The 22,761-nt window shown below is 63.4% G+C and carries 23 protein-coding genes; 9 read left to right on the top strand and 14 right to left on the bottom strand.

Going from position 1 to position 22,761, the window contains the following annotated elements:
• Window positions 1-17: 17 nt before the first annotated feature.
• From BJ985_RS10825 to BJ985_RS10815, 3 genes are read left to right on the top strand one after another with little or no spacing between them, the layout of a single operon-like run.
• Entirely contained in the window at window positions 18-296 is a 279-nt protein-coding gene (locus BJ985_RS10825) for a chemotaxis protein (RefSeq protein WP_179387437.1), read from the top strand.
• On the top strand, window positions 297-1,241 hold the full coding sequence (locus tag BJ985_RS10820) for a C40 family peptidase (RefSeq protein ID WP_179387436.1): 945 nt from the start codon (window positions 297-299) through the stop codon (window positions 1,239-1,241).
• A gap of 51 nt (window positions 1,242-1,292) precedes the next feature.
• Complete coding sequence (locus tag BJ985_RS10815) at window positions 1,293-2,531, top strand: SatS C-terminal domain-containing protein (protein WP_150851743.1); 1,239 nt, start codon at window positions 1,293-1,295, stop codon at window positions 2,529-2,531.
• A 104-nt stretch (window positions 2,532-2,635) separates the two neighbouring features.
• Here BJ985_RS10815 and BJ985_RS10810 read toward each other — a convergent pair whose 3' ends face one another.
• Genes BJ985_RS10810 through BJ985_RS10795 form a run of 4 tightly spaced genes read right to left on the bottom strand, consistent with a single transcriptional unit; the run spans window position 2,636 to window position 5,484 of the window.
• Window positions 2,636-2,818, bottom strand: a complete 183-nt coding sequence (locus tag BJ985_RS10810; protein ID WP_236587051.1) for a hypothetical protein — start codon at window positions 2,816-2,818, stop codon at window positions 2,636-2,638.
• Between the two features lie 44 nt (window positions 2,819-2,862).
• Window positions 2,863-3,894, bottom strand: a complete 1,032-nt coding sequence (locus BJ985_RS10805) for an alpha/beta hydrolase (RefSeq protein WP_179387434.1) — start codon at window positions 3,892-3,894, stop codon at window positions 2,863-2,865.
• On the bottom strand, window positions 3,895-4,572 hold the full coding sequence (locus tag BJ985_RS10800) for a type 1 glutamine amidotransferase domain-containing protein (protein ID WP_179387433.1): 678 nt from the start codon (window positions 4,570-4,572) through the stop codon (window positions 3,895-3,897).
• 21 nt (window positions 4,573-4,593) lie between these two features.
• On the bottom strand, window positions 4,594-5,484 hold the full coding sequence (locus BJ985_RS10795; protein WP_373366777.1) for an adenosine deaminase: 891 nt from the start codon (window positions 5,482-5,484) through the stop codon (window positions 4,594-4,596).
• A gap of 39 nt (window positions 5,485-5,523) precedes the next feature.
• Here BJ985_RS10795 and BJ985_RS10790 point away from each other — a divergent pair, with 39 nt between their 5' ends.
• Entirely contained in the window at window positions 5,524-6,717 is a 1,194-nt protein-coding gene (locus BJ985_RS10790) for a D-alanyl-D-alanine carboxypeptidase family protein (RefSeq protein ID WP_005326771.1), read from the top strand.
• Here the strand turns inward: BJ985_RS10790 and BJ985_RS10785 are convergent.
• From BJ985_RS10785 to BJ985_RS10755, 7 genes are all read right to left on the bottom strand, one after another.
• Window positions 6,680-7,612: an RDD family protein gene (locus tag BJ985_RS10785; RefSeq protein WP_005326774.1), complete on the bottom strand. Its 933-nt coding sequence runs from the start codon at window positions 7,610-7,612 to the stop codon at window positions 6,680-6,682. The genes BJ985_RS10790 and BJ985_RS10785 overlap by 38 nt on opposite strands.
• A 56-nt stretch (window positions 7,613-7,668) precedes the next feature.
• Entirely contained in the window at window positions 7,669-8,748 is a 1,080-nt protein-coding gene (locus BJ985_RS10780; RefSeq protein WP_179387432.1) for a YhjD/YihY/BrkB family envelope integrity protein, read from the bottom strand.
• 102 nt (window positions 8,749-8,850) lie between these two features.
• Entirely contained in the window at window positions 8,851-9,876 is a 1,026-nt protein-coding gene (gene trpS, locus BJ985_RS10775; protein ID WP_179387431.1) for a tryptophan--tRNA ligase, read from the bottom strand.
• A gap of 117 nt (window positions 9,877-9,993) precedes the next feature.
• A complete protein-coding gene (locus BJ985_RS10770) occupies window positions 9,994-10,185 on the bottom strand; it encodes a hypothetical protein (protein WP_005322618.1) in 192 nt (63 codons plus the stop codon).
• A 51-nt stretch (window positions 10,186-10,236) separates the two neighbouring features.
• On the bottom strand, window positions 10,237-11,208 hold the full coding sequence (locus BJ985_RS10765; protein WP_049378072.1) for a trimeric intracellular cation channel family protein: 972 nt from the start codon (window positions 11,206-11,208) through the stop codon (window positions 10,237-10,239).
• Entirely contained in the window at window positions 11,208-12,125 is a 918-nt protein-coding gene (locus BJ985_RS10760) for an exodeoxyribonuclease III (protein WP_179387430.1), read from the bottom strand. The genes BJ985_RS10765 and BJ985_RS10760 overlap by 1 nt, the downstream gene beginning before the upstream one ends.
• 21 nt (window positions 12,126-12,146) lie before the next feature.
• Window positions 12,147-13,400: an MFS transporter gene (locus BJ985_RS10755; RefSeq protein WP_179387429.1), complete on the bottom strand. Its 1,254-nt coding sequence runs from the start codon at window positions 13,398-13,400 to the stop codon at window positions 12,147-12,149.
• A 216-nt stretch (window positions 13,401-13,616) separates the two neighbouring features.
• On the opposite strand from BJ985_RS10755, the gene BJ985_RS10750 reads away from it, so the two are divergent.
• Window positions 13,617-15,830, top strand: a complete 2,214-nt coding sequence (locus BJ985_RS10750) for an NADP-dependent isocitrate dehydrogenase (RefSeq protein WP_179387428.1) — start codon at window positions 13,617-13,619, stop codon at window positions 15,828-15,830.
• Window positions 15,831-15,897: 67 nt separating this feature from the next.
• Here BJ985_RS10750 and pdxT read toward each other — a convergent pair whose 3' ends face one another.
• Together pdxT and pdxS are read right to left on the bottom strand one after the other, a co-directional pair.
• On the bottom strand, window positions 15,898-16,488 hold the full coding sequence (gene pdxT / locus BJ985_RS10745; RefSeq protein ID WP_179387427.1) for a pyridoxal 5'-phosphate synthase glutaminase subunit PdxT: 591 nt from the start codon (window positions 16,486-16,488) through the stop codon (window positions 15,898-15,900).
• Window positions 16,482-17,384, bottom strand: coding sequence for a pyridoxal 5'-phosphate synthase lyase subunit PdxS (gene pdxS / locus BJ985_RS10740; RefSeq protein WP_040424867.1), 903 nt, complete (start codon window positions 17,382-17,384; stop codon window positions 16,482-16,484). The genes pdxT and pdxS overlap by 7 nt, the downstream gene beginning before the upstream one ends.
• 81 nt (window positions 17,385-17,465) lie before the next feature.
• On the opposite strand from pdxS, the gene pdxR reads away from it, so the two are divergent.
• From pdxR to metX, 4 genes are all read left to right on the top strand, one after another.
• Window positions 17,466-18,770, top strand: a complete 1,305-nt coding sequence (gene pdxR / locus BJ985_RS10735) for a MocR-like pyridoxine biosynthesis transcription factor PdxR (RefSeq protein ID WP_179387426.1) — start codon at window positions 17,466-17,468, stop codon at window positions 18,768-18,770.
• A 37-nt stretch (window positions 18,771-18,807) separates the two neighbouring features.
• Entirely contained in the window at window positions 18,808-18,969 is a 162-nt protein-coding gene (locus BJ985_RS10730) for a hypothetical protein (RefSeq protein ID WP_179387425.1), read from the top strand.
• 172 nt (window positions 18,970-19,141) lie between these two features.
• On the top strand, window positions 19,142-20,458 hold the full coding sequence (locus tag BJ985_RS10725) for an O-acetylhomoserine/O-acetylserine sulfhydrylase (RefSeq protein ID WP_179387424.1): 1,317 nt from the start codon (window positions 19,142-19,144) through the stop codon (window positions 20,456-20,458).
• Entirely contained in the window at window positions 20,455-21,573 is a 1,119-nt protein-coding gene (metX, locus tag BJ985_RS10720) for a homoserine O-acetyltransferase MetX (protein ID WP_179387423.1), read from the top strand. The genes BJ985_RS10725 and metX overlap by 4 nt, the downstream gene beginning before the upstream one ends.
• A 113-nt stretch (window positions 21,574-21,686) precedes the next feature.
• On the opposite strand, the gene BJ985_RS10715 is transcribed toward metX, so the two are convergent.
• Window positions 21,687-22,667: an HNH endonuclease signature motif containing protein gene (locus BJ985_RS10715; protein WP_179387422.1), complete on the bottom strand. Its 981-nt coding sequence runs from the start codon at window positions 22,665-22,667 to the stop codon at window positions 21,687-21,689.
• Window positions 22,668-22,761: the final 94 nt, after the last annotated feature.

The raw sequence follows: 22,761 nt of genomic DNA, 5'->3' as shown, positions 1-22,761 counted from the left end.
GGGCAGTCCAATAGGGCATGAGACCTTTCACGATCGATACTGACTATGCCCGCCACCTCGCCCGCGACCTGCACGCCCAGTCCCAAGGGGAGAATCCGCCCCACCCCGTTTTGCCCGATGACGACGCTTTTACTGCTTTTAATGAGGCGGTGCATGCCGCACTCGATAATGTGGGCGCGCGCATGAGCGTGCTGCGCAACGATATGGGGCAGGTTGCCCAGTCCGGTTTCCAGATGTCGCGCGAGGCAGAAGACACCGATGCCTCGCTAGGCCAGCACCTTGGGGCGGCGATGTAGATGCTCGATACTGCGCTTAAGCAGATTGCCACCATGCAACCGACGCAGCTTCCGGAGGTAGAGCTTCCCCGCGTGCCGGATCTCTCCGCCGCCGAGCCTTTGGCCGCCATCGCCCACGGCAATCCCGCTCCCCTACTCGAGTCGGCGAAAAATATCGATCTCGATAATGAGACCATCTCTGCCGCGCTTGGCCAGGCCCGCACCTTGGTAACGGGCACCATCCGGGATTTGGTGGGCATCGCCACGCAGCTGGTGCGCCAGGCCCTGCCCACCGCGCTGGGTTTCCTGTCGCTGGATCCGTCGGCGCGTGCCGCCGCTCTGGCTCAGCTTCGCGCGCTTATCTCCCAGCACCTGGGCATGGCAACTGCTCGCGTGCAGCGCCTGATGGGTGATCTCAGCGCGGCCGCTCAATCCTTGCAGCCGGTAGCGCAGCGGCCGGTGCACTCCGCGCTTGCCGACGCCCCCGTAAGCCCCACCGGTGCCCAGCACTCCACCGCTCTTCCAGAACAATCCGCCGCGGGCGCTGATGCCGGCGCCGACGCCACCGCACACGAGGTATCTTCTCCCCCGCCCGCACCAGAGCCTTCTGCCGAGGGCGGTTCGGCCGCCGGGCAGGCCGCGGTCGCTGCGGCGAAGAGCCAAGTGGGCCAGCCCTACGTATGGGGCGGCACCGGAAACGGTGGCTTTGATTGCTCGGGCCTTACCCAATGGGCGTATTCGCAGGCCGGGGTGGACTTGCCCCGCACGGCGGACCAGCAGACGGTTGGTCAGCAGGTCAGCGCGGATCAATTGCAGCCCGGTGACCTGGTGGTATGGGATGGGCACGTGGCAATGTATTCCGGCAATGGCGAAATCGTGGAGGCCGGCGATCCGGTGCAAACCAACCCGCTGCGCACCACAAATATGGGTATGCAATTCAAAGGCTTTTGGCGGCCCACGGCCTAAGGCCGGTGCGGCCTCGCGCGCTGCTTAGGGCGTTGGGTAGACTAAAACGCCATGAGCACCCGCGCAATTGTACCTGTAAAGCTCTCGCTGACCGAGGGCGATTTTTATACCCTCTGGGCACCCAAGTGGCGCCAACATGGCTCCGAGTGGCAGGCCTTTCTGGGCGATGACGAGGCCGTCCTAGCCTTCAACTCGCCCGCCGAGCTGCTGTGCTTCGTGGAGTCTGACACTAAGCACGATTTGCTGGACCACCCGCACTGGGACCAGTTTGCCGGCCGCGATGCGGACCGCGTTACCCCGGCGGAGCGCGATGAGTATGACCTCATCGGCATGCCGGAGGCGCTGGCTGGTCGCCCGAGCCACCGGAACGTATCCACGGTGGCCCGCAACCTGGAGATGGCCTCCGCGCTTGCCGACGTCGCCGGTGCAGAGCACACCACCATCTTCTTCGCCTCCCACTCCATCCTGCGCAACGTCTCCCGCGGCGCCGACCACTACTCCGGCGAACAGGGCATGAGCGAGTGGTCCGGCGTGGGCCACGTCATCGCCGGCAACTGGAAGAAGGTCATCGAGGACCTGGATGAGCACGTCCGCGTGGTCTCCAGCGATGACTTTGATGCGGCCAAGGTCTCCGATGCCAAGGAGCGCATCTCTTCTGCTGCTGCCGCCTCCGCTGCAGCGGCCAAGGAAGCCGAGGAAAAGCGCAAGGCTGCCGCCGAGGCCGCTGACCCGTACGATAACTCCCCGTGGGCCGCCGCCGGCATCGATCCCATCAAGATCACCGCGCAGTCCAAGTCCGTCTACACCCTGCGCACCTACCTGGACGGCAAGCCCATCTTCTTGGGCAAGTGGGGCGAGATTTTCACCTTCGATTCCCCGAAGACCCTCGTGCGCTGGATCATGGACAACGATGACCACGACCTGGCACGTGTATCCACCTGGGAAGAGGTTGTCGCCGCCGCTAATGCCGGCGAGCTAGAAATTCAGGTCCACCCGGATAACCAGTACTCCTTCAACGGCATCGTGCGCGATATCGAAAAGGGCCCAGAGGCCGTCGATTCCGATCAGATGGCGCGCTGCTATGAGGTATGCGCCGATGCCGCTGACTGGGCAGGCGACGATTCCATTAACTCTTATATGCTGGCTCACCCGCGCCTGCAGGACTACTTGGGCTACATGCTCGGCTCCACCGAGCACGCCGGCTACGTACCATCCAAGCCATATAACGAGCACGCAGAGTCCTGGAAGGGCTTGGAGGACATGCTCATCAAGCGCTTCTCTAAGTTCTAAACCCGTACCGGTTCGCGCGGCCCCGGCCGCGCGTGGCATCCGCCGCCTCGCCTTTCCTCCCCACTCACAGCAGGTGGGAGGAGAAGGGGGGCGGCTTTGTGCGTCTAGTCGCCGCGTGCTTCTTGCTCTTGGCGCCGGGTCCGGTCGCGCATGTATTTATCGAAAATCAGCCACACGACAAAGACGCTGAGGCCAACAATGGATCGGCCCAGGGTACCTATCCCAAAGACCCCGCCCAGAATCAGGCCGAGAACAACCATGCTGGCGAAAGTTACGACCCACGACACGTGCGTGTTGTACTTCAACTCGCGACCTCCCTGAGTACGTGGCCTTAAAGGTGACGGCGAAGGTGGTCAATGAGGGCGTCGATAAGCTCACGCGATTGTGGCGCCTTGGGTTTAATCTGGTCAAACCCGTGGTATGCACCGGCCCACACATCCAGGGTGGTGTCCACGCCGGCCGCATCGAGGGCTTGGGCAAAGGCCACAGATTCATCGCAGAAAAGGTCGATGCCGCCCACCCCGATCCACGTTGGCGGCAGGCCGGAAAGATCACTGCGTGTGGCCGGCGAAGCATAGGGCGGCAGGTCAACATCCAGGTGGTCATCTCCCAGGTACATGGACCACGCGCCGCGGTTCGGGCCTGCCGTCCAGATGAATTGGCCCACCGCACCGGACTTATCCGTGGTGCGGTGATCCAGCATGGGATAGACCAAGCCAAGCGCGCGGACCGGATGGCCCTCATCAAAGGCCCGCTGAACCAAGCCCGCGGCAAGGCCGCCGCCGGCGCTATCGCCGGCGACCGCGATGCGCGAGGTATCCCCGCCCAGCTTATCGCCGTGTTCTTGCACCCAACGCAGCGCCGCGTAGCACTCATCATGGTCCGCGGGAAACGGCTCCTGGGTGGATTTGTGGTAGCGCGGAGCCACCACGATGGCACCGAGCTCGGCCGCCATGCGTGCATTTTGCGGGTCATACATGGCCGGGCCACCGATAAGATGGCCGCCGCCGTGCGTCCACACCACCACGGGGCGCGGTCCGGATGCGGCTGCCCCTGCGGTAGCGCCGCGTGGGGTAAGTACGCGGGCGCTGAAAGCGTGGCCATCGAAGGAGGCAGAAAACTCCGTAATATCCACCGCGTGCCGCACCGGACGGGAAAAGTCGATGCTGGCAAAGAAGCGGCTGGCGCGGGCAAAAGTGGCGTCGGCAAGCAGGTGCATAGGCAGGTACAAAATCGGGCTGCGCAGCCCCGGTGCCACCTCACGCAGGTACGGCCGGCGGCTGAGTGCATACGCCGCCATGCCCGCTACCCCAACCACACCGGTCAGGGCAGCCCCGGCCTTGAGAACTCGCGAAACGTGCATTTAGAAATCGCGCAGAATACGCTGTGCCAGCGGCTCAGAGGAAGCCGGGTTCTGGCCGGTGTACAGGTTGCGATCCACGATGACGTTCGGGGACATCGGATCGGTCTCCTGGTAATCCCCGCCGAGCTCGCGCAGGCGGGTCTCCAGCGCCCACTTAGCGGCGGCGACCATCTCCTCGCCTTCCTCTGCATTACTAAAGGCGGTCATCTTGTAGCCCTTGAACGGCCAATTCTCGTTATCCAAGGCCAATAGCGCGGCCGGGGCGTGGCAAACGAGGCCGAGCGCGCGGCCGGAATCCATACGCGCCTGAATAAGCTTTGCAGAATCCTGATCGTAGGCAAGATCCTCCATCGGACCGTGGCCACCTGGGTAGAAGATGAGGTCATAATCTTCCTCATTGACATCGGCCAGGTTCATCGGGTTCTCGAGCGCTACGCCCAACTCTGCCAGGTAGTTCTCCTGTGCCTCACGCACGTTGTCTGGCAGTACCTCCAGGCTGTACTCGTCTACGACCGGAGCCTTCGCACCCGGAGTAGCAAAGTGGATATCCCAGCCCGCGCCCTGGAAGACGCGGTGCGGGGCAATAAGCTCCTCGGCCCAATAACCGGTGGGGCGCTTGGTGCCATCGGCCAGGGTCCATTCCTCAGCGGCGGTAACCACAAAAAGTACAGAAGTCATCTAATTCTCCTTTAATCGTTTCTATTCTTCAGCGGCGTCTGCCGCATCAGCGAGGGATTCCTCCGTGTCCGGTCCAGCAAGCTCCGGATCAGATAATTCCTCGTATGCTGGCAGGATAACCGTTTCTAGCAGATGCTGCCGTAATTCCTGGTCAGCAAAGGAATTCTCCACCGCTTTGACGGTGAGGTCGAAAAATTCCTCCAGCCCGTAGCCAAAGGTCTCACTCAGCGCGAGGAACTGCTTGGTCAAGGTGGTCTCGCCCGAGGAAATGGTGCAGGTAAAGCCCAGCTGCTGCAGCAGTGGCAGTGGGTGGTCGGTCAGCTCCTCGGCTTCCTCCAGTGGGGTAAAGACCAGGGGAATATGGCGGTCGCGGATGTAGCCAGAGGCCTTGCCCGGCACGATGCCTTCGATATTCGCAGTGAAGTCATCGATCATATTCACCGGGTGGATAAGGCGATTCACGCCGGCCTGGGCGGCGCGCTCAACTTCCGCGAAGTCCTCGCCCACGTGAATCTGGGTGGGTAGGTAGGCGGCGCGGAAGTCCGCGGCCGCGCCCGCCTCGTCCTGCGGGAGGTTATAGCCCACCACGGGGGCGTCGTCAGGCACTGCTGCCTCAGGGGCCGTGCCGGCCAGGACGAGGCGGGAGTCCAGGGAAGGAATGCGGGCTGCAACGGCGGCTTCAACAACCGCGGCAGCGTCCAGGCCAATCGCTGCTGGATCCAAGTGCAGTTCCGCGTAGACCACGCCGTCTGCGGCTAGGGCTTCGTAGCGCTCACGGATGGTCGCGGTGAGTTCCTCCGGCGTAGCGGCCGTGGAGTTAATGGGCTCAAAGAGGGAGACCTTAGGCAGCTTGGCCACCACGTCGGCGGCGGAGTCCTTGTTTTCAGGGCTAATCAAAGGCGCGTCATGCATGCGTCCCATCGTAGGCACGGGCCTAAGATGTGTCATGTCATGAAAAGAATTATAGCTAGTTCCCTCGTTACCGTCCTGCTCAGCGGCGCACCGCTCGCGCTGGCGGAAGAGCCGGAAACTCCTACCACCATGCGCACCACCGCCCCGGATACCGATAAGTGCCCGCACGCCGAGCGCCCGGAAAAGGCCACCACCACCTCGGAGCGCCTCGCTCCTGGGCAGGCCTCACCCACCCCGCTGCCGCCGGTGGAAAGCAATGAGGCCTGTGGCACCACCCTGCCCGAAGGGTTCAAGGTGGATAAGGATGTGGTGGCCGCGGCGTGGATGGTCTCCGATATCGATTCCGGCGAAATCATCGCAATGAAGGACCCTAACGGCCGCTACCGGCCGGCCTCCATCATCAAGGCACTGCTGGCGCTGGTGGTTATCGACGAACTGGATCTGCACCAGAAGGTCGAGGTGGGCGAAGAATCGGCACAGATTGACGGCTCAGCGGTCGGCATCGGCCCAGGCGGCACGTACACGGTGGAACAGCTTTTGCAGGGCTTGCTCATGGCCTCTGGCAACGATGCCGCGCACGCCCTGGCACAGGAATTGGGCGGCGACGAGGCCACGCTGCGCAAGGTCAATGAGAAGGCGGCCGAGATCGGCACAAATTCCACCTACGCGGCCAGCTACTCTGGGCTCGATGCCCCGGGCATGTCTACCTCGGCCGAGGATATTTCCCGCATTTACCGCGCGGCCTTCCATAACCCGACCTTCGCGCGGATTGTGGATACGGAGTCCGTGGACTTTCCCGGCTGGGGCGACCTTGACGGTTACCAATTAGGCAACGATAACGGGCTCTTCCTCAATGATCCGGACGGCATTGGTGGCAAGACGGGCTTTACCGATGACGCGCACCATACCTTCGTCGGCGCGCTCGACCGCCATGGCCGACGGCTGCAGGCGGTGCTGCTCGATACCACCGTGGAGCACGGCCCGCGCGCGTGGGAGCAGGCCCAGAAGCTGCTGCACGAGGCCTACAAGGTGCATCCCGGTGACGGTGTAGGGCAGTTGCTTGCCGACGTCCATTCCGACGCCGACTCCACTGCCTCCCCGGCCCCCGATGCCCAGGCACAATCGGCCAACTCCTCCTTGGCCGGGGTGCAGGGGTGGCTCGGCTGGGTTATCGCCGGCGCCGTAGTGTTGCTGGCTATTTGCGTGGGTGCTTTTTCACTACTTCGGCGTTAGCCCACTCATCGTGGGAGCCGCGGCGGTTATTCTTCTCCGAAATGGTGAAGGTATGCACGCCGGCGCCCACCCAGCTGGCGAACGTACCGGGGCCCGGCACGATATTGACTAGGCGCCACCACTGGCGCTTAGCGGACTGGGTGAGGGTGAGCCGCTCTTTGGTGTCGACATCGCGCACCGTGTAGCCCATCAGCAGCTTGGCCGGGCTGGCGCCGAGCCAACATTCGGTGCCCAAGGTGTAGAGCAGCAAGATGATGGCGCCGCCAATGAACGTCGAGAGCTCATCCACGCCGCCGGACAGCAGCGCGCCGCCGAAGCTGCCGCTAATGAGCGAAAAGAAGATGAGGTCCAAAATGGCCATGCCGATGCGCGCATCTTGACCGGCGCGCTGGCTAATTTCGGCCGCTGGTTGTTGTACCAACGGCGCGGGTACAGCCGCGTTCGCCGTTGCCGGCGGGAATGGATTGTGCTGCGGGGCAAAGGGATTGCGCGCATACGGCGACCCATAGGGGCTCGAGGTCTGCGCAAATCGTGGTTCCTGCTGAGCGTGACGCCCCGGCCCGGCCGCCTGACCGGGCTGGAAGGACTGAGCTTGCTGCTGGGCTTGCAGTGGCCGCGGGTTCCACTGCCCTACCGCGCCCAGCTGTCCGAGGTCTCCCCAGGTGGGGCGCACTCCCGCCGCGCACGCCTTATCGTATTCGGCCCGCTTTGCAGCAGAGCCCAAGACGCTGGCAGCGATGCGCAGCTGCGCGCGCCGCGGATCTTCAATGTCGTGGCCTTGCTGCTGTAGCAGCACATCCTTGGACTCCAGCAAGACTAAGAGCTCGTGCTCGCCATCGCGGCGATCTAGTCCCCATTCCTCATAAAGATTCGGTGCGATGTCATTGGCGTTCATAATGCTCCATCTTAAAGCCCAACGGCAGCGGCGGCCTCACCCCTAAGGAGGAGATTTTACTTACGGCGCAACAAGCTCCATGCGCCCACGGCCGCGGCGCCTACAGCGGCGCCAACGCCGAAGGTCGCACCTGCAGGCGCGCCTTCCTTGACCTCGTTGCGGACGCGAATAACGGCCGGCTCTGGGACCGGCGGGTGAGCGTACTTCAGGGACTCGGCGGTGGTGGCGGTCCACGCGGAGACGTACAGCACCACGCGCCAAATCAGATACATGACCACCATGAGCACGATGACGGGGCCGAAGACCGCGCCGGCAGGGCTGCCGGTAGCAGAGGACATGATGAGCGTGGACAGCTGCTTGAGCAGCTCAAAAGCCACGGCACCAATGGCCGCGCCGATAAGGCCGGACTTCTTCGGCACCTTGGTGCGCGGCAGGATCATAATCAGCCACCACATGACGATGAGGTTGGCCAGAAGGCCCACTGCCAAGCCGACAAAGAAAATAACCGAGTCCATGCCCGGGAAGGACTCGATTCCTACGCGCTCAAAGATTTTCTGGGTAAGGCCGGAGGACCCGGCGGCGGTGACGCCAAAGGCGATGAGGAATGCCACGATAAGGCCAATGAGGCCCACCAGGTCAGACAACTTCTTCTTCAAGAAGGAACCGCCCTCGTTGGCATCGATGCCCCACATGGCCGAGATACCGATGCGCAGGTTGTTCATCCAGCCTAGGCCGGACCACAGAGTGGTCAAACCACCGATACCGAACATGGCGCCGCGTTGGTCAATGGCGGTATCCAAGATCTCATTGACCGTATCTCCCATATCGCCATCGATAGAACTGGTGATATGGGATTGCAGATCATTGAGCAGGTCCTCACGGTTAGCCAAGACGGCGGCGACGGTGGCCACGATCAGCATGGCAAGCGGGAAGATGGAGAGCACCGAATAATAGGTGATACCGGCGGCAAACTGGTTGCCGCCTTCGGCACCGTAGCGCTCATTCATGCGCATGAGGTGGTCAACGAATCCGGACTTGGAGCGAATCTTATCTACCGCACCGGGATCGTCGGCATTGGCGCGTTCGATGCCGTAGTGGTCCGTCTTCTTCGAGGAGGATTGCGTGGTGGTAGGCACGTGCTTCCCTTCTTGCTCGCACAGTTTTTATCCCACCTAGAGTAACTGGCAAACCCCCACTTGTCCCTTTGTGGGGTGGTGCACGGGGGAAGCGGCCGCTTGCTACTTGCGCAGGCGAGGAAGAAAGCCGACCTTTTCATAGACGGCGTCGACAAGCGGCTGGGCAATCTCTTGCGCTGTCTCTGCGCCCTTGGCCAAGATGCGCTCGAGCTCGCCGCGATCTGCCATAAGTTCGTCGTAGCGTTCCTTGAGCGGGGTGGTAAATTCCTGCAGCGCGTCGGCGGTATCCACCTTGAGGTGGCCGTAGCCCTGGCCGGCGTACTTTTCCACCAAGGAATCGATGGATTCACCAGTGAGCGCAGACTGGATAACCAGTAGGTTGGACACACCCGGCTGGTTGTCGCGGTCAAAGGCCACCGAGCCCAAGTCATCCGTCACAGCGGACTTGATGCGCTTGGCCGAGGTCTTCGGCGCATCAAGCAGGTTGACCAGGCCCTTCGGGTTGGCGCCAGACTTAGACATCTTGGAGGTCGGCTCCTGCAGGTCATAAATCTTTGCCGCACCCTCCGGGATGAACGGCTCCGGTACCTTGAAGGTCTCGCCGTACTTATTGTTGAAGCGCTCAGCCAGGTTGCGGGTCAGCTCCAGGTGCTGGCGCTGGTCCTCGCCCACCGGAACATAATCCGGCGAGTAGAGCAAGATATCGGAGGCCATGAGGATCGGGTAGGTAAATAGGCCCACCGAGGTGCGATCCGATCCCTGCTTGGCGGACTTATCCTTGAACTGGGTCATGCGGGAAGCCTCACCAAAGCCGGTCAGGCACTGCAGTACCCAAGTAAGCTCCGCGTGGGCGGGCACGTGCGACTGCACGAAGAGCGTGGACTTTTCCGGATCAATGCCCAAGGCGATGAGCTGTGCGGCACCCGCGATGGTGCGATTGCGCAGCTCCTCCGGGTTTTGCTCCACGGTGATCGCGTGCAGGTCAGGAATGAAGTAGAAAGCGTCATAGCCGTCTTGCAGGTCAATCCACTGCTTGAGCGCTCCCAGGTAATTGCCCAGGTGATAGGAATCAGCGGTGGGTTGGATACCGGACAGGACACGGGAAACGGTGGAATTGTCTGCAGTCATGGTGCCTTATCCTACCCCCTAGCCCCGACGCACGGTTCACATCCTTCCCCGGCACCGCCTGAGCAAGGGATCGAAAAATCCCCTGCCCGATTGGGCAAGGGATGCGGCGCAAGGATTTTAGAGCTTGCGCGAGGTGGGGCTGACCACGTCCATCAGGATGGCCCAACCGGATACCATCAGCGCGCCGCCCACGCCCATGAGCACGATGGGGCCGAGGAAAGCGAAGGACGGACCAACAACGGTCCACCACCAGATGCTCAGGCCGAGGATTACAGCGCCGAGGACGAAAGAAATAATTGCGCGAGCCATGAACTTTCTCCGTTGCAGATTACTGAATTTTTTGACCTAGCCATAATAGCACTACTGCTTGTGCTTGGGCGCCTTGCGCTTGCCGACGTCCCCCTTATTAAAGCTCCACTGCTGCTCCACGTTTACTCCCCTCGCCCCTGGCGAGTGCCGACCGCTCGGCCGCGTAATCGACTGTTGCTTCGGCCGGCGCGCGATGCGGTTGCTCGAAATATCGTCGTAGTCCGCCCCCTCTGCCGCAGTAGAAAAAGCTCGTGTCTTGTTCTTAAACGGGCGACTTAAAGGCCTAGTCAGCGGGCGCGTGATGGGGCTGGCATAGCGCGTGGCCGCGCCTGCCTTGCGCTTGGCTTTGCGGGCGCCATCGCGCACGATGCGCGCGGACAAACGCAAGCGCGGGTCCATCTGCTGTTCGGCGTCGCGGTATTCGAAGACGGGCAAGCCTTTCTTGAAGTAAATCGCAGCCAAGCGGGCGATGAAACACACCGAGGCGGTGATAATCGCGGCCGGTTCCTCAGCCAAGCCGCCGTGGTAGAGCGCCATAAATAGAGCCGCGGCCAACAGCGAGATGGCAGCATAATACTCGCCGGAAAAGACCAGCGGGATGCGATCTGAAAGCAGGTCACGCAGCACGCCGCCAAAGACGCCGGAAATCACCGCAGACACCGAGGCAATGATGAACCCATGTCCCAGGTGGACCGCGATTTGGGTGCCCAGCACCGAAAAGACCGCGAGCCCCAGGGCATCCAAGATCAGGAAGAGGTGGCGGAAGTAGTGCATGAGGAAGGACATGCCCACCGTCACCACGGCCGCCACGATGACGATCACCAAATAAATGGGGTGCTCAACCCAGGTAAAGGGAGGGTCATCGAGGATCATATCGCGCACCGTGCCGCCGCCCAGCGCCGTCATGGAGGCGATCATGGTGACGCCGAAAAGATCGAGCTTTTGGCGGCCGGCAGACAAGGCGGCGGTCATGGACTCGGCCGTAATACCAACTACATACAGGACGCTAAATAGTGGCGTCATCAGCGGTACTCCACCAGCAGTGGGGAATGGTCGGACCAGCGCTGCTCCACGGTAGGAGCCTTATCCACCCAGGTGCGCTGCGCGCGCTCCAGCATCGGGCGGGTGGCCGCCTGGTAATCGATGCGCCACCCGGCGTTGTTATTAAACGCCTGGCCGCGGTAGGTCCACCAGGTATACGGACCATCTTCTTCTGGGTGCAGGCGGCGGGCGACGTCGAACCACTGCGGATCTGCGGCCGGGGACCACGGCTCGCCGCCTACGTACTCGACCACGCCCTGCCACTGCCCCAGGTTCTTCTTCTCCTGTGGCTTGTCATCCGGGAACGCGCCAAAGACGTGATCCATGAAGGCGCGTTCTTCCGGCAGGTGGCCAGCCTTCCTTTCGTTGGCCTTATTATTTTTCAGGTCCTGGGCGCGGTGGCAGATATTCCAGTCGCCGCCGATGACCATGTCGGCCGGGCTGCCATCAGAATTCGTGCGCGCCGCGTTCTTCGCCAGCACCTCCTGGAACTCATCCAAGAAGCGGTACTTTTCATCCAACTTCGGTGAACCGGTATCGCCGGAAGGCAGGTACAGCGAGGCGACGCGAATATCGCGGGTGGTAGCCGCAATCCAGCGGCCGGCGTCGGTAAAGGAGCCGAAGCCCACTTCGACGTCGGCAAGCGGGGTGCGAGACAGGATACCCACGCCGGCGCGGCCCTTTGCGGCGGCGTCGGCAAGAGCTAAGTGCCATCCCGCCTCTAGGGCCGGGGCCAAGGCCTTTTCGGCCTGCTCCGGGGTTGCGCGCACCTCCTGCATGAGCACGATTTCGGCCGGAGTCTCCTCTAGCCAGGCGTTCATTCCGGGGTTATTTTCGTTGCGCTGCTTGCACGCAGCGCGGATTCCGTTGACATTAACGCTCGCGATGGTAAGGGTCATGCCAACAGCATATCGGTAAGCCTAGGCGCGGCGAGAAAGGCGCTTTTTATCCCACATCGTCGCAGCCCATACCAGGCAACCCGCAGCCGCTAGGGCCGCACCGGCCAGCGCCGGGGCGGAGTAGCCCAAGCCGGCACCCACCACGGCGCCGCCAATGGTCGCACCGGCCGCGTTTGCGATGTTCAGCGCGGACTGGTTAAGGGCTGCGGCCAAAGTCTGGGCGTCGCCAGCCACATGCACCAAGCGCAGCTGCAGCGAAGGAACCAGCGTGGAGCCCATAAACGCCACGCAGCCAAAGCACAAGGTAGCGGGGATGGCATGGCCGGAGAGGAAGTAGAAGGCCGTCAGGATAACGATGAGGCAGGCCAAGGCAAAGATAATGCCAAACTCCAGGTTGCGATCGGCAAGCCAGCCGCCAAAGGCATTGCCGATGGTCATGCCGATGCCATAGGCCATGAGCACCACCCAGATGAGGCTCTGGTCCATGCCGGCGACCTCGGTCATGGTCCACGAAATATAGGTATAGACGGAGAACATGCCGCCAAAGCCGACCACGCCCATGATGACGGTGAACCACACCTGACTGTTTTTGAACGCACCAAATTCGGTGCGGATATCGGTCTGCTTCATCTCCGTCATGTGCGGCATCAGGAAGAACAACGCAATGGCGGTGACAATACCCAAAGCCACGACCACTAGGTAGGCCGCCTGCCAGCCCAGCGCGGAGCCGAGGGCTTGGGCGGCCGGCACACCAATCACCGTGGCGATGGCCAAGCCCATGCCCACATAAGCCATGGCCTTGCCGCGGCCGCCAGGGGGCGCCATGGATGCGGCCGAGAGATTAGCCACGGAGAAATAAGCGCCGTGCGGCATGCCCGCAATAAAGCGCGCGACCATGAGGATGGCGTAATTCGGTGCCAAGACCGAGAGGAGGTTGCCCACCACGAGGAAGCCGATGAGCAGCAGGATGAGCCGGCGGCGCGGCAGCTTGCCGGTAAAAGCCGCAATCAACGGGGCACCGACCACCACGCCCATGGCATAGATGGTGATGAGTGTGGAGGCGTTTTCTTCCGAAACGCCAAAATCATCTGCAATAAGCGGCAGCAGGCCCATGGACACGAACTCCGTCGTGCCGATGGCAAACGCGCCCAAGGCCATGGCCACCATGACGATGGCGCGGCGGCGGGTGGTAATCTCCGTTTGCAGCGGCAGCGGGCGGCGGCGAACGCGGTGTTCGTGTGCGCTGCGCGGGCTTAGCTCATCGATGATTTTCATGGAGAGTGAGGGTACACCCCGTCTGCGCCGGTGGCATGCCCGCAGCGGGGGCTCGTGAATATCTCCACCCCTCCCGCGCATGGGTGACAGCGGCCACGCAACCCTTTTCAAGGGGCGGCAAATGGGGGATCACTTTCGGCAAACTGGCCCACATGCCGCCCACAAAATCGGTAATCTGGGCACTTGAACAATTTTCCAACGTTAATTAGGAGAATCATGGCAAAGATTACGTGGACCCGTACCGATGAGGCGCCGCTGCTGGCGACCTACTCCCTCAAGCCCATCGTGGAGGCCTTCGCTTCCACCGCTGGCATCGACGTGGAAACCCGCGATATCTCGCTGGCCGCCCGCATCGCCGCGCAGTTCCCAGAGCGCCTGACCGAGGAGCAGAAGGTCGAAGACGCCCTAGCGGAGCTGGGCAAGATGGCCAAGACCCCAGAAGCAAATATCATCAAACTGCCGAATATTTCTGCTTCCCTGGTGCAGCTGAAGAAGGCCATCGCCGAGCTGCAGGCCGCAGGTTACGATCTGCCTGATTACCCGGATAATCCTTCCACCGAGGAAGAAAAGGACATCGCCGCCCGCTATGACTCCGTCAAGGGCTCCGCTGTTAACCCGGTGCTGCGCGAGGGCAACTCCGACCGCCGCGCCCCGGAAGCCGTGAAGAACTTTGTGAAGAAGCACCCGCACCGCATGGGCGAGTGGTCCAAGGACTCCAAGACCAACGTTGCCACCATGGCGGACAACGACTTCCGCCACAATGAGAAGTCCGTCATCCTGGACAACGAGGACACCCTGTCCATCGTCCTCAAGACCGCCGATGGCGAGCAGACCCTGCTGCCGGAGCTTCCTGTTCTTAAGGGTGAGGTCATCGACGGCACCTTCATGTCCGCAAAGGCCCTAGATGAGTTCCTCCTCGCACAGGTCAAGCGCGCTCAGGAAGAGGGCGTTCTCTTCTCCACCCACCTGAAGGCCACCATGATGAAGGTCTCTGACCCCATCCTCTTCGGCCACGTCGTCCGCGCCTTCTTCGCCGATGTATATGACAAGTACGGCGAGGAGCTGCTGGCTGCCGGTCTCAACGGCGAGAACGGCCTGGGCGCTATCTACGAGGGCCTGAAGAACCTGGACAACGGCGAAGAAATCAAGGCTGCTTTCGACGCCGCGCTTTCCGACGGCCCCGACCTCGCCATGGTCAACTCCCACAAGGGCATCACCAACCTGCACGTGCCTTCCGACGTCATTATTGACGCCTCCATGCCTGCCATGATCCGCACCTCTGGCCACATGTGGAATAAGAACGACGAGGAGCAGGACACCCTCGCCGTTATCCCGGATTCTTCCTACGCCGGCGTCTACCAGGCCGTTATCGAGGATTGCAAGGAAAACGGCGCCTTCGACCCGACCACCATGGGTACCGTGCCGAACGTGGGCCTTATGGCGCAGAAGGCCGAGGAGTATGGCTCCCACAACAAGACCTTCAAGATCCCGGCTGCGGGCACCGTTGAGGTTCGCAACTCCCAGGGCGAGGTCCTCATCTCCCACGACGTGGAGGAAGGCGATATCTGGCGCGCCTGCCAGACCAAGGACGCCCCGATCCAGGACTGGGTCAAGCTCGCCGTCAATCGCGCTCGCCTGTCCGGCATGAAGACCATCTTCTGGCTCGACCCGGAGCGCGGCCACGACCGCAATATCAAGTCCCTGGTGGAGAAGTACCTTAAGGACCACGACACCGAGGGCCTGGATATCTCCATCGAGGATCCGGTCACCGCTACCAAGACCTCCATCGAGCGCATCCGCCGCGGCGAGGACACCATCTCCGTGACCGGCAACGTGCTGCGTGACTACAACACGGACCTCTTCCCCATCCTCGAGCTGGGTACCTCCGCCAAGATGCTGTCTGTGGTTCCGCTCATGGCGGGCGGCGGCCTCTTCGAGACCGGTGCGGGCGGCTCCGCCCCGAAGCACGTCCAGCAGGTCGAGGAAGAAAACCACCTGCGCTGGGATTCCCTCGGCGAGTTCTTGGCCCTGGCTGAGTCCTTCCGCCACGAGAAGCAGACCAACGGCAACGAGAAGGCCGGCGTTCTGGCCGCCACCTTGGACAAGGCCACCGAGCGCCTGCTCAATGAGGGCAAGTCCCCGTCCCGCAAGGCCGGCGAAATCGACAACCGCGGTTCCCACTTCTTCCTGGCCACCTTCTGGGCCGAGGAGCTGGCTAACCAGACCGATGATGCCGATCTCGCCGCCTCTTTCAAGGACGTGGCTTCCCAGCTGTCCTCCCAGGCAGACGAGATTGCCCAAGCGCTTGTCGACGCCCAGGGCAACCCCGCCGACCTCGGCGGCTACTACTGGCCAAATGACGAGAAGACCTCTGCCGTCATGCGCCCAGTTGCTCAGTTCAACGAGATTATCGACGGCCTGAAGAAGTAATTCTTCCTAGGCAAAAGCCGCCCCGCAGCGTTCATCGATTCGCTGCGGGGCGGCTTTGGTGGCGCGCCTAGAAGCTGTCGAGCCAGGCGGCGTGCACGCGGGCGTCGCCATTTTCTTCTGGGTGGAAGCTCAGCGCCGTCACGCGGCCTTGGCGCACGCCGACCACCGCGTCACCGTCCTCCCCCGGCACTGTCGCGATGACCTCGACGCCCTCGCCCACGCGGGTGACCAGCGGCGCGCGAATGAAACTCGCCTCGATGTCGAGCGTTTCCTCGCCCGCCGTCACAGGCACCGTGCGCTCTTCGGAAAAGCGCTGGTTGCCAAAGGCGTTTCGCCGCACGGTCACGTCCAACAGCCCTAGGGTTTGCTGCCCCGGCGCGGGGTTTTCGAGCTCGCGGGCGCAATAGATGAGCCCCGCGCAGGTCGCGAGCACCGGCAATCCTGCGGCCGCGGCGTCGCGCAGCGGCTCGGCCAGCCCGAAACTACGCGCCAGCTTGTCGATGACGCTCGACTCGCCGCCCGGAATCACCAGCCCATCGAGCCCGTCCAGGTCGCGCGGCACCCGCACCCGGCGCGTAGCAACGCCGAGCCCGTCCAGAATGCGCAGGTGCTCCTCGACGCCGCCTTGCAGCGCCAGCACCCCGACGGTGGCTACCATCCGCGCTCAGCCAGGCGGTGCGGTGCAGGCACGTCGTTGACGTTAATGCCCACCATGGCCTCGCCCAGGCCGCGGGAAAGCTTGGCGAGCTCAGCGGGGTCGTCGTAAAGCGTGGCAGCCTTCACGATGGCCTCCGCGCGCGCTGCTGGATTGCCGGACTTGAAGATGCCGGATCCGACAAAGACGCCTTCGGCGCCCATCTGGCGGACAAGGGCGGCGTCGGCAGGCGTGGCCACGCCACCGGCAACGAAGAGCACAACCGGGAGCTTGCCGGTCTCCGCCACCTCTGCGACCAAATCGTACGGTGCCTGCAGTTCCTTGGCCGCGACATAAAGCTCGTCTCGATCCAGGTGGCGCAGGCGCGCGATTTCCGCCTTAATGGTGCGCAGGTGCTTCACGGCCTCGGAGACGTCGCCGGTGCCGGCCTCGCCCTTGGAGCGAATCATGGCCGCGCCCTCGGTGATGCGGCGCAGCGCCTCGCCCAGGTTGGTCGCGCCGCACACGAACGGCACGTCGAAATCCCACTTATTGATGTGGTTGACGTAATCGGCCGGACTGAGCACCTCGGACTCGTCGATGAAGTCCACGCCCAGCTCGCCCAAGATCTGCGCCTCTACAAAGTGGCCGATACGGGCCTTGGCCATGACCGGGATATCCACGGCCTCGACGATGCCCTCAATAAGCTCCGGGTCAGACATGCGGGCCACGCCGCCCTGCGCGCGGATATCGGCCGGCACGCGCTCCAGCGCCATCACGGCCGAGGCGCCCGCGTCCTCTGCAATGCGCGCCTGCTCCGGCGTGACGACGTCCATGATGACGCCGCCCTTCAACATATCGGCTAGTCCTCGCTTCACGCGGGTGGTAGCGCGTCCTTGTTCATTTACCTGTTCAGTCATAGGTGCCATAGTGACCCACACAAGTGGTACAAGACAAGAGCCATTTTCAGCGTGTTGGATTAGACCACTTATGATGGGCCCGTGCCCCTTCGCCTCGATCCTTCTGATACGCGGCCGCTGCCCGTGCAAATCGCCGCTGCCTTGCGCGCCCAGGTTGCCGCCGGCGTCCTCCTGCCCGGCGAACGCGTTCCCTCGACCCGCCACTTGGCTTCACAGCTCGGCATTTCCCGAGGCAGCGTGGTCACCGCCTACGACCAACTCACGGCCGAGGGCTACCTCACCGCCGAGGTTGGCTCCGGCACCGTCATCAACCCGCTGCTCCCCCACGCGCGTGCCCCACGGCCGGAGCCAGCCCCCGCACCGGCCGCCGAGCCCGAACTGGTGTCGCTGACCCCCGGCCTGCCCGACACCGCCGGCATCCTCACCCCTGAATGGAGGGCCGCATGGCGTGCAGCGGCCGTCGACCCCTCCGGCGATCTGCCCCGCGAGGTCGCAGCACACCTGCGCCACATGCGCGGGCTCACCGTGGACCCGGCCTGCGTGCTGATCACGGCCGGCGCCCGCGACGGCCTCTCCGTGCTCCTGCGCTCCCTCGGCCGCCAGCTGCGCGTAGGCGTGGAATCCCCCGGCTACCCCAGCCTGCGCCGCGTGCCCCACGCCCTCGGCCATACCTTGGTGGAAATCCCCACCGGCCCCAAAGGCGTCACCGTCCCCACGGCTCCTCTCGACGCCCTCATCGTCACCCCTAGCCACCAATACCCCTACGGCGGCTCGCTGCCCGCAGCCCGGCGCGCCGAACTCGTCGAATGGGCCCGCACACACGACGCCCTGCTTATCGAGGATGACTTCGACTCCGAACTGCGCTACGTCGGCCAGCCGCTGCCCGCCCTGGCCGCACTCGCCCCGGAACACACCGTGCTGCTGGGTACCTTCTCCTCGGTCATCTCCCCCTCGATTGCCTGCGGCTACCTCGTCGTTCCACCGCGCCTGCGCCCGGCCGTGGACCACGTGCGCGAGGTCTTCGGCCAACCCGTCGGCTCTATTCCACAGGCCGCACTCGCCCACTACCTCGCCAGCGGCGCTTTACGACGCCACACCGGCCGCATGCGCCGCACCTACAAACGCCGCCGCAACCTCGTAGCCGAAACGCTTGGCACCATCGATGGTGCGCAACTCCTCCCCATCCACGGTGGCCTTCACGCGGTATTGCTGTGCGACCCAGCCGTGGTCCCCCGCGCCGCCGCCCGAGGCATCAAGCTCACCCCGCTGCGCGATTATTGGGGCGGCGCCGACGCCGAAGACGGCGTCGTCCTCGGTTTCGGCCACCTTAGCGACACCGAGCTGCGCACGAGCCTCACCGCGGTCGCGGCCGCATTACAGGAGTGATACCGTAACCCCAAAGACCATAAAAGAAAGGTGATAAATGTCCCTCGGCCCGCTTGAATTTCTACTCATACTCATTCCGTTCCTCATCCTCGCCGGAATCATCGCCATCGTGGTCAAGCTCGTGCGCAATAGCAACGAAACTCGTGCAAACACCCGCCGCATTGCCAATCAGCTCGAGGAACAAAATCACCACCCGTAGAAACTCTTAGCCACGAGGCCACGTGCGCTGCCGCGAAAGCCCCGCCGTGCGCCTTCCGACGCCCACATAAAACTCGAGACTGACCGCTTAGTCTATTTTTATTCTCGCCCCTGCCAGCGGGTTTCACTAAACCCGTTCGCAAGACATACCGCTTGGTCTAGTCTTGCCAAGCATGACGACGAAATACGATAACTCCAATTCCGACTGGTCCTTCGCTACCCGCTCCCTCCACGCCGGCCAGAACCTGGACGGCTCCACCAACGCCCGCAACGTGCCGATTTACCAGACCACCTCCTACGTCTTTAACGACGCCGAGCACGCGGCCAACCGCTTCAATCTTTCCGACGCCGGCCCCATCTACACCCGCCTGACCAACCCCACCCAGGACGCGCTGGAAGAGCGCCTCGCTGCCCTCGAGGGCGGCGTCGCGGCCGTCGCCTTCGCTTCGGGCCAGGCCGCCGAAACCGCGGCGATTTTGAACCTCGCCTCGGCCGGCGACCACATCGTGACCTCCCCGCGCCTCTACGGCGGTACCTCCACCCTCTTTACCGTCACGCTCAAGCGCCTAGGCATCGACGTCACCCTCGTCGAGGACCCGGATGACCCGCAATCCTGGCAGGATGCCGTCCAGCCGAATACCAAGGCCTTCTACGGCGAGACCTTCGGCAACCCCGTGGCCGATGTCCTCGATATCCCGGCCATCGCCGAGGTCGCCCACAATAACCAGGTTCCGCTCATCGTGGACAACACCATCGCCACCGCCGCCCTCGCCCGGCCGCTGGACCTCGGCGCGGACATCGTCGTGGTTTCCACCACCAAGTTCTACACCGGCAATGGCTCGGCCATCGGCGGCGCGATTATCGACGGCGGCTCCTTCGACTGGACCGTCACCCGTAACGGCGAGCCCGTCTTCCCTTACTTCGTCACTCCAGATGAGGCCTACCACGGCCTGAAGTACGCCGACCTTGGCGCCCCAGCCTTCGCGCTCAAGGCCCGCGCCGGCCTGCTGCGCGATACCGGCGCCGCCATCTCCCCCTTCAACGCCTGGCTGACGCTGAATGGAATCGAGACGGTGGGGCTGCGCGTCGAAAAGCACAATGCCAACGCCCAGGCCGTTGCCGAGTACCTAGAAGGCCACGCCAAGGTCACCAAGGTCAACTACGCCGGCCTGGATTCCTCGCCGTATAAGGCCACCAAGGAAAAGCTCGGCTACGCCTACACCGGCTCCGTGCTCTCCTTCGACATCGACGGCGGCCGCGAGGAAGCCTGGGCGTTTATCGACGCCCTCAAGCTCCACTCCAACCTCGCCAATATCGGCGACACCCGCTCCCTGGCCGTGCACCCAGCGACCACCACGCACTCCCAGTCCGACGAGCCTGCGCTTGCCGCGGCCGGCATCACCCAGTCCACCATCCGTCTGTCCGTGGGCATCGAGCACATCGATGACATCATCGCGGACCTCGAGCTGGGCTTTAACGCGCTGGCATGAAGCTAGTTAGCATCGGCGACTTTCACACCGAAGCCGGCGCCACGCTTGCCGACGCCCACATTGCCTACCACCGCTTCGGCCACCTCCTCGGCGATCCCCACGGCCGCAATAACGTCATTGTGGTCGAACACGCCCTGACCGGTGATTCGAATGTGGCCGAGTGGTGGGCCGATCTGGTCGGCCCTGGCAAGGCGCTAGACACGACGAAGTGGTGCGTTATCGCCACCAATGCGCTGGGCGGCTGCGGCGGCTCCACCGGCCCTGCCTCCCCGCACCCAATCGACGGCCGCGCCTGGGGCTCGCGCTTCCCCGCGCTTTCGGTGCGCGACCTCGTCTCGGCCGAGCGTGCCGCACTCCGCGAGCTCGGCATCACCCACGTCCACGCCATCATCGGCGGCTCGATGGGAGGCGCGCGCACGCTGGAGTGGACGCTGATGCACCCCGAGGCCGTTGATGCGGCTTGCGTCATTGCCGTATCGGCCCGCGCCTCTGCCTGGCAGATTGGCATCCAGTCGGCGCAAATCGCGGCCATTGAGCAGGATTCCTTCTGGCATGGCGGCGACTACTACGCCTCCGCGCAGCGCCCGCGCGAGGGGCTGGCGGCCGCACGTCGCATTGCACACCTGACGTATCGCGGCGAGCAGGAAATCGACGAGCGCTTCGGTGTCCAGGCCCAGACCGGCGAGAACCCACTCGGGCCCTACCGCCGCCGCAATGAGCGCTTTGCCGTCAACTCCTACCTCGACTATCAGGGCATCAAGCTGGCCGATCGCTTTGACGCCGGCTCCTACGTCACCCTCACCGAGGCGCTCAACCGCCACGATATCGGCCGCGGCCGCGGCGGCCTTAACCGCGCGCTGGGCTCATCCGAGGTGCCGACCATGGTCGTCGGCGTGGACACGGATATCTTGTACCCGTATCACCAGCAGGAACACATCTCGCGCAACCTCGGCAACCTGCTGGCGATGGCGAAGGTTGTCTCCCCGGTAGGCCACGACGCTTTTCTTACCGAGTCACGCCAGATGGATCGCATCTTGCGCAACTTCCTCACCCTTTCCCAACCGGACCCGAGCATCGATTCTGCGGCGGGCGATCCCACCGAGTACTCGATTTAAAGGCTCACTGCATCTACGATCGCCGAAGCTGCGCAGCGCGCACCATCGATAAGGTGTGCGGCACGCTGCGCTGGTCCTATGGCCAGTCGTGGCGAGCAGAGGCGGGACGGGGCTCAGCAGTCTTCGGGCGGTGTGGCCCAAGGTGGGCGCCAGACGATACCTTCGCCGGGGCGGCGCTCGAGCCGGCCGCGGCGCGGCGGCGCATTGGGGTCATCATCATTGACCCCGTTGTGATACTTGCAGGCCATGGTGAGGTTCTCGGGATTCGTGTCCCCACCGAGCAACCACGGGGTGAGGTGGTGGACCTGGCATTCATCCGCCGGCGTATGGCAGTCGGGCCACGGACACACAGGGTTTTCCGCCATCGCCATCTGGCGTTGCTTCCATGTAGCTCGGCGCCGCGATTGATAGAGGTTTACGGGGCCGGTGACGGGGTGGATGAGGGTGATAAGGCCGACGTCGGCAAGCGCGCGGCGGGCAAGGTCCGCACCGGAGATTTGCGCGCCATTGGTTAGCTGCAGGGTGACGTCCTCGCCATGGGTAACTTTGACCATCTCATTGAGGGTGAGCACCACATTGGTGGTGATCGTGGAGGCGGCGGCGCCCTGGGAAAAGACGCGGCGGGCATCGGCGACGGTGGAGACATGGTTGTTAATCTCTGCCACCAGTTCGGACTCGGCGGTAATGGTCAGCGTCCACAGGTCATCGCGGCGGCGGGTAAGACGCACGCCCTCAGAGCGCTTGGTGGTGCGCTCCTCGCGCACAAGGCGGCGGGCGCGCTTTTCAATCTCGCTGGTAGCCACACGCAGGGCGCAGAGTTCCTCGCGCAGCACCCAGGCCCCACGCTGGGTTTTCATTTTTTGCGCATAGTGCTCGATGATTTTTAGCGCGTCGAGCGGCAGCGTGGTGCGGCGGGCGGTACGCTGCTTGGCGCGAAAGGAGGTGCGGCCGAAGTAGGTATCGGCAAGGCATGCGAACTCGGCGGCTTCGCGGTCGCTAAAGCCCTTATCGACGAGCTCTTCTACCGACAGCCCAGCACACTCCTCGATGAGCACCATCGGGGAGTTCACGGCTGTCAGGTAGGTCGAAATCATGGCCCTGAGCCTAAGTGGGCCGCGCAACCCGGCGCGCGGTGGCGGGCGCTGGCCTGTGGATAACCGCCGGAACTACACCTTTTAGGGCCGAGAT

This window comes from Corynebacterium tuberculostearicum, assembly GCF_013408445.1.
In the GTDB taxonomy this organism is placed as follows: domain Bacteria; phylum Actinomycetota; class Actinomycetes; order Mycobacteriales; family Mycobacteriaceae; genus Corynebacterium; species Corynebacterium tuberculostearicum.
The sequence above is the reverse complement of the archived record's forward strand: the minus strand, read 5'-3'. Positions and strand labels throughout refer to the sequence as shown.